The sequence below is a fragment of the Bradyrhizobium sp. USDA3010 genome (assembly GCF_056429065.1).
Genome location: NZ_JBWJZD010000027.1, coordinates 79,097 through 92,364 on the forward strand (window position 1 = coordinate 79,097; position 13,268 = coordinate 92,364).

A 13,268-nucleotide genomic window follows, 5' to 3' on the forward strand; every position below is an offset into this window, starting at 1 on the left:
CCCGCTATTTGCGGTAGACCTGCGCCGGATCGAACAGCCGCTCGGCGTCGACAAAGGACAGGCTGACATTGCCGCCCTCGCCCTTCACGGCGCGATAGAAACAGGAGCGCCGTCCGGTGTGGCAGGCGGCGCCGATCTGCTCGACCTTGATCCACACCGCGTCCTGATCGCAATCCATCCGGATCTCGATCACGCGCTGGGTCTGGCCCGAGCTCTCGCCCTTGCGCCACAGCGCATTGCGCGAGCGGCTGAAGTACCAGCCTTCGCCGGTCGCGATCGTCTTGCGCAGGGCTTCGTCGTTCATATGCGCGACCATCAGCACGTCGCCGGTCGCGGCATCGGTCGCGACGCAGGTCACAAGACCTGTCGCGTCGAATTTGGGCTGGAAGGCCAGCCCTTCTTCGCGGTCGTGATCGTGGGTCGATGCGGACACGGCAAACCTCGCTTGGGAAAACGCGAGGTTACCGGCTCGGTCCTCGCACCAGGGACAGGAAACGCTGCTGCTCCGCCGGATTGTCGCGGAACATGCCGGTGAAGCGGCTGGTGAAGGTCGATGCACCATGCTTGGCGACGCCGCGCACCGACATGCAGGTATGCTCCGCCTCGATCAGCACCGCAACGCCACGGGGCTTCAGCACCTCGTCGATCGCGGCCGCGATCTGCGCGGTGAGATGCTCCTGGGTCTGCAGGCGGCGGGCGAAGATGTCGGTCAACCGCGCCAGCTTGGAGAGACCCACGACGCGCTCCACCGGCGTGTAGGCGATATGCGCCCTGCCGTAGAACGGCATCATGTGATGCTCGCACTGCGAGGTGAATTCGATGTCGCGGACCAGGACGAAATCGTCGTAGCCGGCGGTCTCGCCGAAGGTGCGGTTCAGCACCTCGGCCGGGCACTGATGATAGCCCTGATAGAGCTCGTCATAGGCCTCGACGACGCGGCGCGGCGTGTCGAGCAGGCCCTCGCGGCCGGTGTTCTCGCCGATATAGGCGAGCAGCGTCTTCACGGCGTCCTCGGCCTCCGCCCGCGACGGGCGCGGCTGGTCGGCACGAACGGCCGCAGCCAGGAATTCTGAGGGGTCGAGCTCGCTGGCCTTCGCATCGGCCGGCTTGTTGGGGCGAATCGGTTTGATCAAGGCGTCCATGTCTTCTCCGTTCGACCGGCCCTGGCATTTGCCTTCGGGCCGGATGTGTCACCGGGCAGACGGGGCGGGTCGTCGAACCGCCGGGCGCCTGAGTCCCATTCTTGTAGCACCGTCGCGGCGCAAGTGACCCGCGGTGGAAGCATAGCCGGGCTATGTTTCGGACGATGCGGTTCATATATAGGACGGTGAGACCCAGCCGCCAAGAGCGCCCGGCGCAGCCGGAACCAGGCATCTACCCCCATGCTGAACGACATTTATAACAAGCGGATCATTGAGTTGGCCGGCAATATTCCGCGCCTCGGACGACTGGCCGAGCCGGACGCCAGTGCCACCGCCCATTCCAAATTGTGCGGTTCGACCGTCAAGGTCGACCTCAAGATGGACGGCCCCGTGGTGACGGATTTCGCCCATGACGTGAAGGCCTGCGCGCTCGGCCAGGCCTCCTCCTCGATCATGGCAAGCCATGTGGTCGGGTCGACTGCGGACGAACTGCGCGAACTGCGCGAGACCGTCCGCAAGATGCTGAAGGAAAATGGCCAGCCTCCGCAGGGCGGCAAATGGGCCGACATCGCACTGCTCGAGCCGGTGCGCGATTACAAGGCCCGCCATGCCTCCACGCTACTGACCTTCGACGCCGTGGTCGATGCGATCGGCCAGATCGAGGCCAAAGCAAAGCAGCCGGCGTAAGCCCGACCGCCAGCCTCAACCTTACTGCGACGGCTGGACCGGCGCCGGCGCTGCGGTGCCGCCGGTCGGCACCACGGCCTCGGCGGTCTTGGTCGCCTTGGTGGCTTGCGGCAGCGCCTCGCCTTCCATCGCGCTGCTCGCGAAGCGATCGGCGTTCTTCGGCTTCGCATCGGCGACCGGGATTGCGTTGTCCTGATGCGGCAGCACGTCGGCGACTGCATCGGTGGTAACGAGATTGGTCAGCCGCAATTCGGCCGCCGACAATTCGTGCAAATCTTCCCACGGCGGTACGCTAAGTGCGAGCGACAACAGCTCACCCGCCCCACCCATCTCGAAGGTGTATTTGGCAAGACGCCCGATATCGCGCTCGACGATCATCAGGTCCTGCGCGGTGTAGCTGGCGGCCTTGGCGTCATCGGCGCGATCACCCATCCAGATTTGATGCACCCGGATGTGCGCGGCCGGCGGAACATAGCGCGTCTTGCCCGACAACAGCAGGAACACGCACATCGACTCGCAATAGGCATCCGGCAGCACGCTGGCGCGGTCGCCCTGCGCGGCCGCATTGACGACGCTGGTGCCAACCGTGGTTAGCGCGCCGAGACCGCGGAAGCGGCGGCCGAGCGCGATCGCGTCGTTGACCGAGCCGCCGCTGGAGTCGAGCACGATGGTGGCGCCGCTGAGCTGGCGGCTGCGCGCGAACTCGTCGAACTCCTTGGGGCTGTCGGCCGTGATGATGCCGACCGCCGACACCCAGCCGCGGCAATTCGGCTGGCATGCGATCCAGCTGAACTTCATCGGCAGCTTGCGTTCTTCGAGGGTCGGGCTGGCCTGCGGGGAGTTACCCGCCCATGCGGCCGTGCCGGAAACCGCGAAGCAAAAGACAGCGGCGCCGGTGAGCACCCAACTGCGCAATGAAAGCGAGTTCACGAGCCTCAATTTGGTTCCTTCCCCCAAGCCCTTGGTGATGCGAGCGGTGGCAATGGCCCCATGGCAATGCGCCACGAATCTGTCATCGGCGCGCAATGGGAACGGTAGCGTTGCTGACCTGGACCGTCCATAGAGCCCTTGCTGCAGCGCCATCGGTGCTGTGCAATAATGGCCAACTGTGGCGTAAATATCTGCAATTGAACAGTTCCTTAGCTTGGAACCCCCGCAAGATTACGTACATACTTGCGTATGTCACCGACCGATCATTCAACGACACACCATCCGCGATGCATGGACTGTGCCACCACCATGCGCCGCCTGCCGCGCAACCTTGGCCGCGCCCTGATCTGGATCTACCGGCACACGCTGTCGCCGCTGGTCGGCTACAACTGCCGGCATCTGCCGACCTGCTCGGTCTATGGCGATGAAGCGATCGAGCGCTTCGGACTCTGGGCCGGCGGGTGGATGACGCTGGCAAGATTGCTGCGCTGCCAGCCCTGGGGAACCTCCGGCATCGATAATGTCCCGCAGACGAGGCCGCCTGGGGCGCACTGGTATCTGCCCTGGCGCTATGGCCGATGGCGCGGTGTCAACGACGCTTGATCTGTTGCGACGCTCCCAAACGCCACGCGCGTAGCTGTTCCGGCGGAACTGTGGCGATACTTGGCGTATTGTTTCATCGCCCCCTTGGGGAGGAAACAACAATGCGCTGGAAACTCAGCCACAACGGGCACGATCCCCGGCAGATCGATCTGCTGGCCGTACTTGCCCTGCTCGTCGTGATCGTTGCCGCCTACGGCTACTTCACCCACAATCCGAGCAAGCCGAGCACGACGGCATTCATCGTGCCCAGCCAGAGCGTGAAGTGGTGACGCGCAACGCGTTTCTTGCGGACCGTTATTCACTTCGCTCGAAAACGCTCTCGAGCGCGTCAAGCGCGAGGCTCACTCGGCTGCGGCAGCGCGCACCGTCTGTCGCGGCCGCGTCATGACCACGACCGCAAGGGCCGCCGCGACCAAGGCCGTGGCCACATAGCCCGCGCTGTGGAGCCATTCGCGCGCGAACAGCAATCCGCCGATCGCAGAACCGATGGCCTGGCCGATATAGAGCACCGAGGTGTTGAGCGAGATCGACGCCGACGCAAGCGTCGGCGCCGCGCCGACCAGCCGCACCTGCTGCATCGAATTGGTCGACGCAAAGCCGAGGCCCCACACCGCAACCGAGACGGCCATCAATGCGTAGGCGCCGGCGCTCAGCGCCCAGCCGGCCACGCCGGCGAGCAGCAGCACCGTGAACAGCACCGACGTCTTCCACGCGCCCCAGGAATCCACGATGCGCGTTGCGATCGCAATGCCGACGAACCCGAAGATGCCGTAGAGCGCGAACACGATCCCGACGGCGTCCGCGTTGGCGCCGGTCAATTTGCCGAGCAGCGGCCCCATGAAGGTGAACACCACGAACTGGCCGGACATCTGCAGCGTCGTGATCGACAGCAGCAGGATGACGGTCGGATTGCGGCCGAGATCGGCCCAGGTCCTCAAGTCGACCGGCGCGCCATGCAACCCGCCGGGCAACCGCCACCACAGCAGCAGGCAGCTCACGAGCCCGGTCAGCGCGATCGCGCCATAGGTCACGCGAAAACCGTAACGGCTTGCCATGAAGGTGATCAACGGCAGCCCGATCGCGGCGGCGAGCGACCAGCCGAGGAAGATATAGGCGATCGTGCTGCCGCGCTTCTCCACCGGCACGATCAGCGCCGCGGTGCCGGCCGCCTGCGGCGTGTAGAGGACACCGACCGCGAGCATCACCAGGCGGATGATCAACAGACTGTCGTAGTCCGGCGCGAAGGCCGATGCCGCGTTGGTCAGGGTCAGCACCAGGAGCGTCGCCGTCAGCAGCGCCCGCCGCTCGAACCGGCTGGTAAGCCACGCCGTCACCGGCGAGCCCACGCACAGCACGATCGCGCCGAAGGTGATCAGGAGACCCGCGGCGTGGATCGTGACGCCGAGCCCGTTGGACAGCTCCGACAGCATGCCGGCCGGCGCCAGCACCGAGCAGCCGGTGACGATATTGCCGAGCATCAATGCGGTGGGAGCGAAGCGTTTCACGCCGCGTTGATAGCAGACCCCGAAATCAATGCAACTGCATCTAAATGCATAGCACGTGATCGATGGCACGTGATCGAATGGCGCCTGTTGCGCTCATGGCGACGGCGATGCGACCGGCGCCGCGTTGACGCTCGGCGACACGGCGGCCGGCAACGGGCTCGCAGGCTTCGGGCCGGCGCTTGCTGCCGGGCACGACGCCAATAGCTGCGTCCAGCCCTGCTCCAGCCCGGTCGTTTCGATATCGAATGTCGCAAAGTCAGGCTTGAGATCGGACTTGATATCGGACTTGGGATCGCCCTTGGGATCAGACTTGCCGTCTGACGACGGCGTGCTTTCGCCGATCTGCAGATGCGGGACTGCCAGCATCGCCTTGACGGTGTCCGACCCCACCGGGTCGCTCCAGACCTCGTATTTGCCGAACCGCGCCGGCAACCTGCCGAATGCGATCGCCTTGGCGGCGCCGGCCATCATCACCACCGTGCTCTTGCCGGCGGCGCCCTCGTCGAACTCGCGCACGAACATCAGCCGCCCGCGATCCTTGTTCTCGCAGAACAGGCGCCACTCCATCATGCGGAACGAGCTGCCGTCGCCCTTCTTCTGCTGCGCGATCTTGCGGACATAGGGCCGGGTTTCCTTCTCCACCGCCCACAGCGTTTCCGGCAGCGGCCGCGTATCGATTCCAAATCGATAGAGCTCCGGCCGCGTCAGCACGTGCAGGTTCTCGAACTTCACGGTCCGGATCAGCTCGCTGAGCTCATGGCTGATTCCCATCGCCGCGAGGAACAGGTTGCGGTCGCGATCGGCGCTCACCATCTCGCGCCGCCTGAAATCGGCGACGACCTGCGGCGGCGGATTCCCGTGGACGACGAACATCAGCTTGGAGTTATGCACCGCGAGAACCGAGTCGGGCGCCACTTCACGGTTGGTCGCGCCCAGGAACAGATAGGCGCAGGCCGAAACGCACATCGCGTTGCGCGTGGTGAGTTCGGCCTCGACCTCGCCTTTCACAGCCTTGATCTTCTCGCAGGCGGTGTCGATCTGCGTGCCCGTGGAACAGGCCGGCACGCTGGTGCGGCCGACCCGGGCAATCGCCTTGCGTGCACGCAGAAACCGCGCGATCGCATAGGACTGCTCGACGTTTCCGCCCGGCGAATGAAGGTAGATCGGAAGCTGCGGGTCCTTGACGGTAAGCAGGAAGCTGCGAATCCGCGCTGCGGCATTCCGATCGATCTCGCCTTCGATCGCGATCCAGCGATCGCAACCGGCGCCGCAGGCATTCGCCGGTCCCTTGGCGAGATAGATGGTCAGCCTTTTCGCAAACCCGGCCTTCTCGACCGGTGCTTCTTCCGCCCGCAAGATGCCCGGGACCAGAAGCAACGCCACGAAAAGCAGGAGACGGGAAAACATGAACCTTGCGGATGGCACGATGGCGGGAAAGTGGACATTCGACGTTAGACGATGATCGGCAGCGTCGCAACGCTTGGCGCCGTCAGGTGCAGGCGAGCTTCTCTCGAATCGGTGCGGCAGGAGGGCCAATTTCTTGATATTGCCGGATTGCAGGCGTCAAATCCCCTGCTATACCGCTGCTTTCCGCTTACCTGCGCTCGTTCGCAGGAGTGAGCTACAGGAGACATCGATGGCAGACACGCCCAAATCCGGTTCCGGATTCCAGTACAGCCTCTCTAACCTCAAACCCGCAGAACCCGTGAACAAGATCGCCCTCACCTTCCCTGATGGAGCGAGGCGCGATTTCCCGAAAGGGACCACCGGCCTCGACATCGCCAAAGGCATTTCGCCCTCGCTCGCCAAGCGCACCGTCGCGATGGCGCTCGACGGCACGCTCGCCGATCTCAACGATCCGATCGAAGCCGACGCCAAGATCGAGTTGATCAGCCGTGAAGATCCCCGCGCGCTGGAACTGATCCGGCACGATGCCGCGCACGTGCTTGCCGAAGCCGTGCAGTCGCTGTGGCCGGGCACCCAGGTCACGATCGGCCCGGTGATCGAGAACGGCTTCTATTACGACTTCTTCCGCAACGAGCCGTTCACCCCGGAAGATTTTGCCGCCATCGAGAAGCGGATGCGCGAAATCGTCGCGCGCGACAAGCCGTTCACCAAGGAAGTCTGGGATCGCGAGAAGACCAAGCAGGTGTTCCGCGACAAGGGCGAGGCCTTCAAGGTCGAGCTGGTCGACGCGATTCCCGGCAACGAGCCGATCAAGATCTATTTCCAGGGCGACTGGTTCGATCTGTGCCGCGGCCCGCACATGACCTCGACCGGCAAGATCGGCAACGCCTTCAAGCTGATGAAGGTGGCCGGCGCCTATTGGCGCGGTGATTCCAACAATCCGATGCTGACCCGCATCTACGGCACCGCATTCGCCAGGCAGGAAGATCTCGACGCCTACCTCAAGCAGATCGAGGAAGCGGAGAAGCGCGACCACCGCAAGCTCGGCCGCGAGCTCGACCTGTTCCACTTCCAGGAGGAAGGGCCCGGCGTGGTGTTCTGGCACCCGAAGGGCTGGACCATCTTCCAGCAGCTGATCGCCTATATGCGGCGCCGGCTGCTCGGCGACTACAGCGAGGTCAACGCGCCGCAGATCCTCGACAAGGTGCTGTGGGAGACCTCGGGCCACTGGGACTGGTACCGCGAGAACATGTTCGCGGCGCAGTCCGCCGGTGACGAGGCCGAGGACAAGCGCTGGTTCGCGCTGAAGCCGATGAACTGCCCGGGCCATGTGCAGATCTTCAAGCACGGCCTGAAGAGCTACCGCGACCTGCCGCTGCGGCTCGCCGAGTTCGGCGTTGTGCATCGCTACGAGCCGTCGGGCGCGATGCACGGCCTGATGCGGGTGCGCGGCTTCACCCAGGACGACGCCCATGTGTTCTGCACCGAACAGCAGCTTGCCGATGAGTGTCTCAAGATCAACGAGCTGATCCTGTCGACCTACGCCGATTTCGGCTTCGACGGCGAGCTCACGGTCAAGCTCTCGACGCGGCCCGAAAAGCGGGTCGGCACCGACGAGATGTGGGATCATGCCGAGCGCGTGATGGCGACCGTGCTGTCGGAGATCAAGGCCAAGGGCAGCAACCGGATCCGGACCGAGATCAACCCGGGCGAAGGCGCGTTCTACGGGCCGAAGTTCGAGTACGTGCTGCGCGACGCCATCGGCCGCGACTGGCAGTGCGGCACGACCCAGGTCGACTTCAACCTGCCGGAACGCTTCGGCGCGTTCTACATCGATCACGACGGCTCGAAGAAGGCGCCCGTGATGGTGCACCGCGCGATCTGCGGTTCGATGGAACGCTTCATCGGCATCCTGATCGAGCACTATGCCGGCAACTTCCCGCTCTGGCTGGCGCCGACCCAGCTCGTGGTCACGACCATCACCTCCGAGGGCGACGAGTACGCCAAGGTGGTGGCGGCCGCGGCGCGCCGCGCCGGCCTCCGCGTCGAGATCGACCTGCGCAACGAGAAGATCAACTACAAGGTCCGCGAGCACTCCTTGGCCAAGATCCCGGCCCTGCTCGTCGTCGGCAAGAAGGAAGCCGAGACGCATTCGGTCTCCGTCCGCCGCCTCGGGAGCGAGCGCCAGACCGTGATGCCGACCGATGAGGCGATCGCCGCGCTGGTCGATGAAGCGACACCGCCGGACGTGAAACGGGCGCGATCGGCCGCCTGATCTTCACAATCGGTCTAAACTGCCTTTCGTCGGCTTGGTCGTGCCCCCATCTTGGGGGCATGACTCCACTTGAAGGACATTTCCGTGCCCGATGCCATTGAACTCCTGAAGACGCGCCGCTCGCTGAAACCGCGCGAGATGACCGGCCCGGGCCCGTCCGCGGCCGAGCTCGAGACCATTTTGACCATCGGTGCGCGCGTGCCCGACCACGGCAAGCTGGCGCCCTGGCGCTTCATCGTGTTCGAGGGTGAGGCCCGCGCCCGCGCCGGCGACGTGATCGCGAAGGTGTTTGCCCGCAAGAATCCCGGCGCGCCCGCCGCCGACATCGAGGTCGAGAAGAAGCGCCTGACCGACGCGCCGCTGGTGATCGGCGTGGTCTCCTTCACCAGGCCGCACCCGAAGGTGCCGCCGTGGGAGCAGGAATTGTCGGCCGGCGCCAGCGCCATGAACATCGTCACCGCCGCGAGCGCGCTCGGCTACGGCGCCTGCTGGCTGACCGGCTGGTTTGCCTTCGACCGCGACGTGCTCGACGGTCTCGGCCTGAAGCCGGACGAGAAGCTCGCAGGTCTAATTCATATCGGCACGCCGACCAAGCCGAGCGAGGATCGCCCGCGCCCGGTGCTGTCGGATATCGTGACGCGGTTCTGAAACCGTAGATCTGTCATGGCCGGGCTTGACCCGGCAATCCATCTACCGATAGAATCTTCTGAAGAATGTTGGATGGCCGGGTCAAGCCCGGCCATGACGAGCGGAGAGTTACGCCGCCTTCGACGCGCGCTCCGCAAAGCCGCGCAGCAGGGCCGCGATCTCGTGCCCGGGCCGCGCCGCGCTGAACAGGAAGCCCTGCACTTCGTTGCAACCTTCGGCGCGCAGCCAGTCGAGCTGGTCTGTTGTCTCGACGCCTTCCGCGGTCGTGGTGATCTTGAGGCTGCGGCCGAGGCCGGAGATCGCGCGCACGATCGCCAGGCAATCGGAGCGCCGCGCGAGGTCCTTCACGAAGGAGCGGTCGATCTTGATCTTGTCGAACGGGAAACTGCGCAGATAGCTCAGGCTGGAATAGCCGGTGCCGAAATCGTCCATCGAGATGCTGACGCCGAGCTCGCGCAGCTGATGCAGGATGGCGAGATTGGCCTCGGTCTCCGCCAGAAACACCGACTCGGTGATCTCGAGCTCGAGCCGACGCGCCGACAGGCCGGAATGCGCCAGCGCCGAAATCACGGCCTGGACCAGATTGCGGCTGCGGAACTGCACCGGCGACAGATTGACCGCGACCTTCACGTCGGCGGGCCACTTCATCGCCTCGGCGCAGGCTTCGCGCAGCACCCATTCGCCGAGCGCGACGATAAGGCCGATGTCTTCCGCAACCGGGATGAACTCCGCGGGCGAGATCATGCCCTTCTGCGGGTGCTGCCACCGCAGCAGCGACTCGAAGCCACTGATGCGGTCGGCGGCGATGTCGACCAGCGGCTGGTAGTGCAGCTCGAATTCGCCGTTGCTGAAGGCGGCGCGCAGATCGCGCTCCATGTCGCGGCGCTTCTGCGCCTGCTGATCCATCTCCGGCTCGAAGAAATGATGCACGCCGCCGCCCTCGGACTTGGCGCGATACAACGCCATGTCGGCATTGCGCATCAGGTCCTCCGACGTCGTGCCGTCGCCCGGCGACAGCGCGATCCCGACGCTGGCACCGACCACGACTTCGAGTCCGTCGATCTTGTAGGGCGCGCTCAGGGCATCGATCAGCCGCTCGGCGAAAGCGCTCGCTTCGTTCGGCGAGACATCCGCGGCAAGCACGATCGCGAACTCGTCGCCACCGAGACGGGCCGCCACATTGTCATCGCGGACCAGTTCGCGCAGCCGCTCCGCCACCAGCTTGAGCAGCCGGTCGCCCATCGGATGCCCGAAGGAATCGTTGACGTTCTTGAACAGATCGAGATCGATGCACATCACAGCGACCCGCCGATTGCCGGGCCGGCTGCGCTCCAGCGCCTCGCGCAGGCGCTCCTGGTAGAAGTCGCGGTTCGGCAGGTTGGTCAGACCGTCATGGTGCGCCATGTGCGCGATCCGCGCTTCGGCGGCGCGGCGTTCGGTGATGTCGACCACCGCGACCAGATAGCCGTCGCGGCCCTCGAACGCCACCCTGCGTCCGAAGGTCAGCACATGGATCTCGGCGCCGTCCGCCTTGATGTGCCGCCAGTCGCGGCTCGATTGATAGACGTTGCCGACCTCGCGCAAGGCGGCGCTGTGCATGGCCCACTCATCCTCCGGCCAGATCTGGCGCAGCGTCATGCCGAGAAATCGCTCCCGGCTGTATCCATAGTGCTGAACGGCGGCGTCGTTGACGCTGAGGAATTCCATCGTGCCGGCGTCGAATACCCACATCGGCATCGGGTTGTTCTCGAACAGCAGACGGAACGACTGCTCGCGCTGCTTCAACGCGGTGACGCCGGAGACGGTCAGCGACAGCATGTCGCCGAACGCCGTGACGCCGAGCCGCAGGCAGCGATCGCCGCTGTCGATCTCGAACTGGCCGCCAGGACCGTTGCCGACGAATCCACTTCCGACGAATCCGCGCAGGCGGTTCATCACCGCCGGCGCCGCGAGCGGATTGCCGCCGGCGCTGAGCCGGCGCCACAGCAATTCGGTCGCGGGCTGCATCAGGAGCCTTGCGGCACCCTGGTTGAGATGCACGATCTGGAAGTCGGCCGCCTCGCCCCGCGCGTCGCGGATCGCGGCGAGCGACAGCACGCCCTCGTCGGTGGCCGAGAAAATCGTATCGAGAAGATTGTACTGCGCATTGCGCTCGTTGACATAGACGCCGACCAGGATGCCGCCCCAGCGCGACCGCGTCGGCAGCGCCAGCACGTCGAAGGTCCGCACCAGACCGTCGCGCACGCAATGCGCCGACGCGAGATAGGGCCGGCAGTTCTCGCGCGCATTCGCGGCGGCTTCGGTCAATGCCGTCGCGCAGTCCGGCGGCAGCGCGCTGAGTGGAATGTCCCAGCGCTCGTCGTTCAGCCAGGTCTGGACGTAGCGGCCGGTGTGCGAGACGCTGAGCACGCCGTCGACGTTGCGCAGCAGCACGATGTGATCGGCGAGCCGGCCGAGACTGCCGAGCATCACGTCCTCGTAATGCGGCAGCTGTTCACCGGGACGAACTGCCGCCTGCCACTTGCGCTGCAGAACCGGAACGTCGGCGAACATCTCGGAATTGAACTTGGCCGAAGTCTTTGCTGATTTCTTGTTGGCCATGATCATGGCACGCCCCGTTCACGCAAACGCCGGAGCATGATCCGGAAAATGCGAAACAAGCTTTCCGAAGGGATCATGCTCAAGCAAAAAGCCAAGGCGCGATGACGACACAATTTGAACTCGGCGCGCCTTAGTCCCCGTGGCATCCAAGTCATGCCGCGGCTTAACGCCATGTAAAAATAGCGAGCCCGTGCGTCGCCGCCAGCGATTATGACAGCTCAAACTGGCGCGATGGTTAGTTCACGTTAGAGACTATGACAGTTGCATGAAATGCAATTCGAGCGGGCGTCAGCGCGCCACGACCTCGACTTCGCCATCGACGCCGTTGACGACGTTGAAGGGACGCTCGAACACCTTGCCCTCGTTCTTGGCGATCGCACGATACTCGCCTTCGGAGAGCACGACGCGCGGGAACGCGCCGATCGATTCCTTGATCACGTCGCCGCCCGGCGTGATCACCGACCATGCGGTGTTGGCGAGCGCCTCGCCGCCCTTCTCGCTGACCAGTTTGAGGGTGATGACGGCCGCGCGATGCGTGACGGTGACGTCGGTGAGCTTGCCCGCCGCGACGCGAATGTCGGAGCGCACCACCGAGTTGGCGTCACCATAGTTGGAGACGATGTAGTAGGTGCCCTCCGGCAGCAGCGCGACGTCGCCGGCGGACACGTTGGGCACCAGCGGGCCGCGGTCCGAGCCGTCGAACTGGCTGCCCTTGTAGATCGCGAACGAAATCTGGTTGGCCGGGATCTTGCTGGAGCCGACCCGGCCTTCGATCCGCAGGCCCCCGGCCGGCAGCACGAAGGACTCGCGGTCGGTCTCCGACTTCAGGCTGACGGCGCGGACCGCGCTGACGAGGCCGAGCGCGACATGGACGACATAGTTGCCGGGCGGCAGCACGAGGTTGGGCGTCGCCCCGCGCTCCTCGCGGATCAGCTTGTAGGTGCCGTTGTCATCCGGCTTGTCGGCGAACACCCGCCACACCAGCCCGGCATTGATCACCGGCAGGTCCTTGCCGTATCGCGCCGTCAGCGACAGCACCGCCTGCCCGGCGGTCGGCGAGCCGGCCGGCGGCGTCACCGGAGGCACGGTCGCAATCGACGGCTGGACGATGGTCGGCTGGGTCAGCGGACCGGGCAGAACGGGCCCCGAACCGGGCCCGGACGGCGGCGCCAAATTGAGCGCCGGGCCGGACGGTACGTCCGGAACCGAGGCTGGCGGGATCGGCGGTGGCCGGTCGCTGAAGAACTGCGCCGACACCGAAGTCGGGATCAAGGCGAGCAAAAATGCCGCAAGCGTCAATAGCGGAAGGAGCTGCATGCCCCGCCCGCATCCGCCGATGCCGTTGCCCCTCGAAGTCATCAGCATGCTTTTCAACGAAAACGCGGCAAATTCAAGCCTTCGTCCAATGCTTTGTCACAGTCCCGGGGGCGCCGTCCCCGGTTTGGAACCGCTCGATCAAGCCGATGTTAG

General features: G+C 65.1%; 12 protein-coding genes. 5 read left to right on the top strand and 7 right to left on the bottom strand.

The genetic code is table 11. The features are described from left to right. Positions 1 to 4 precede the first annotated feature (4 nt). Both hisI and folE read right to left on the bottom strand, forming a co-directional pair. Positions 5 to 433, bottom strand: coding sequence for a phosphoribosyl-AMP cyclohydrolase (hisI, locus tag AC066Y_RS31515; protein ID WP_420964696.1), 429 nt, complete (start codon positions 431 to 433; stop codon positions 5 to 7). 28 nt (positions 434 to 461) lie between these two features. After that, a complete protein-coding gene (gene folE, locus AC066Y_RS31520) occupies positions 462 to 1,142 on the bottom strand; it encodes a GTP cyclohydrolase I FolE (RefSeq protein WP_478277266.1) in 681 nt (226 codons plus the stop codon). Between the two features lie 240 nt (positions 1,143 to 1,382). Here folE and AC066Y_RS31525 point away from each other — a divergent pair, with 240 nt between their 5' ends. After that, entirely contained in the window at positions 1,383 to 1,829 is a 447-nt protein-coding gene (locus AC066Y_RS31525; protein WP_029080129.1) for an iron-sulfur cluster assembly scaffold protein, read from the top strand. Between the two features lie 21 nt (positions 1,830 to 1,850). On the opposite strand, the gene AC066Y_RS31530 is transcribed toward AC066Y_RS31525, so the two are convergent. Next, entirely contained in the window at positions 1,851 to 2,768 is a 918-nt protein-coding gene (locus tag AC066Y_RS31530; protein ID WP_478277267.1) for a COG3904 family protein, read from the bottom strand. A 282-nt stretch (positions 2,769 to 3,050) separates the two neighbouring features. On the opposite strand from AC066Y_RS31530, the gene yidD reads away from it, so the two are divergent. Together yidD and AC066Y_RS31540 are read left to right on the top strand one after the other, a co-directional pair. Continuing rightward, positions 3,051 to 3,362 (top strand): membrane protein insertion efficiency factor YidD, encoded by a 312-nt coding sequence (gene yidD / locus AC066Y_RS31535; RefSeq protein WP_478277268.1) that lies wholly within the window; start codon positions 3,051 to 3,053, stop codon positions 3,360 to 3,362. Between the two features lie 101 nt (positions 3,363 to 3,463). Beyond that, the gene (locus AC066Y_RS31540; protein WP_420964700.1) at positions 3,464 to 3,631 is read left to right on the top strand and encodes a hypothetical protein; all 168 of its coding nucleotides are present in this window, start codon (positions 3,464 to 3,466) and stop codon (positions 3,629 to 3,631) included. A gap of 72 nt (positions 3,632 to 3,703) precedes the next feature. On the opposite strand, the gene AC066Y_RS31545 is transcribed toward AC066Y_RS31540, so the two are convergent. Both AC066Y_RS31545 and AC066Y_RS31550 read right to left on the bottom strand, forming a co-directional pair. Then, positions 3,704 to 4,840, bottom strand: coding sequence for an MFS transporter (locus tag AC066Y_RS31545; RefSeq protein ID WP_478277304.1), 1,137 nt, complete (start codon positions 4,838 to 4,840; stop codon positions 3,704 to 3,706). Positions 4,841 to 4,960: 120 nt separating this feature from the next. Next, the gene (locus tag AC066Y_RS31550; RefSeq protein ID WP_478277269.1) at positions 4,961 to 6,274 is read right to left on the bottom strand and encodes a COG3904 family protein; all 1,314 of its coding nucleotides are present in this window, start codon (positions 6,272 to 6,274) and stop codon (positions 4,961 to 4,963) included. A gap of 229 nt (positions 6,275 to 6,503) precedes the next feature. Between AC066Y_RS31550 and thrS the strand changes: the two genes are divergently transcribed. Further along, positions 6,504 to 8,549: a threonine--tRNA ligase gene (gene thrS / locus AC066Y_RS31555; RefSeq protein WP_478277270.1), complete on the top strand. Its 2,046-nt coding sequence runs from the start codon at positions 6,504 to 6,506 to the stop codon at positions 8,547 to 8,549. An 84-nt stretch (positions 8,550 to 8,633) separates the two neighbouring features. Next, positions 8,634 to 9,197, top strand: a complete 564-nt coding sequence (locus tag AC066Y_RS31560) for a nitroreductase family protein (protein ID WP_478277271.1) — start codon at positions 8,634 to 8,636, stop codon at positions 9,195 to 9,197. Positions 9,198 to 9,305: 108 nt separating this feature from the next. On the opposite strand, the gene AC066Y_RS31565 is transcribed toward AC066Y_RS31560, so the two are convergent. Then, a complete protein-coding gene (locus AC066Y_RS31565; protein WP_478277272.1) occupies positions 9,306 to 11,804 on the bottom strand; it encodes a putative bifunctional diguanylate cyclase/phosphodiesterase in 2,499 nt (832 codons plus the stop codon). Between the two features lie 282 nt (positions 11,805 to 12,086). Next, positions 12,087 to 13,157: a hypothetical protein gene (locus AC066Y_RS31570; protein ID WP_478277273.1), complete on the bottom strand. Its 1,071-nt coding sequence runs from the start codon at positions 13,155 to 13,157 to the stop codon at positions 12,087 to 12,089. Between the last annotated feature and the right edge of the window lie 111 nt (positions 13,158 to 13,268).

What these genes read in the sequence shown, in the direction of transcription:
- thrS (WP_478277270.1), top strand. Translation starts at nt 6,504, where the DNA reads ATGGCAGACACGCCCAAATCCGGTTCCGGATTCCAGTACAGCCTCTCT.
- AC066Y_RS31540 (WP_420964700.1), top strand. Translation starts at nt 3,464, where the DNA reads ATGCGCTGGAAACTCAGCCACAACGGGCACGATCCCCGGCAGATCGAT.
- AC066Y_RS31545 (WP_478277304.1), bottom strand. Translation starts at nt 4,840, where the DNA reads ATGCTCGGCAATATCGTCACCGGCTGCTCGGTGCTGGCGCCGGCCGGC.
- AC066Y_RS31565 (WP_478277272.1), bottom strand. Translation starts at nt 11,804, where the DNA reads ATGATCATGGCCAACAAGAAATCAGCAAAGACTTCGGCCAAGTTCAAT.
- yidD (WP_478277268.1), top strand. Translation starts at nt 3,051, where the DNA reads ATGGACTGTGCCACCACCATGCGCCGCCTGCCGCGCAACCTTGGCCGC.
- AC066Y_RS31525 (WP_029080129.1), top strand. Translation starts at nt 1,383, where the DNA reads ATGCTGAACGACATTTATAACAAGCGGATCATTGAGTTGGCCGGCAAT.
- folE (WP_478277266.1), bottom strand. Translation starts at nt 1,142, where the DNA reads ATGGACGCCTTGATCAAACCGATTCGCCCCAACAAGCCGGCCGATGCG.
- AC066Y_RS31550 (WP_478277269.1), bottom strand. Translation starts at nt 6,274, where the DNA reads ATGTTTTCCCGTCTCCTGCTTTTCGTGGCGTTGCTTCTGGTCCCGGGC.
- AC066Y_RS31570 (WP_478277273.1), bottom strand. Translation starts at nt 13,157, where the DNA reads ATGACTTCGAGGGGCAACGGCATCGGCGGATGCGGGCGGGGCATGCAG.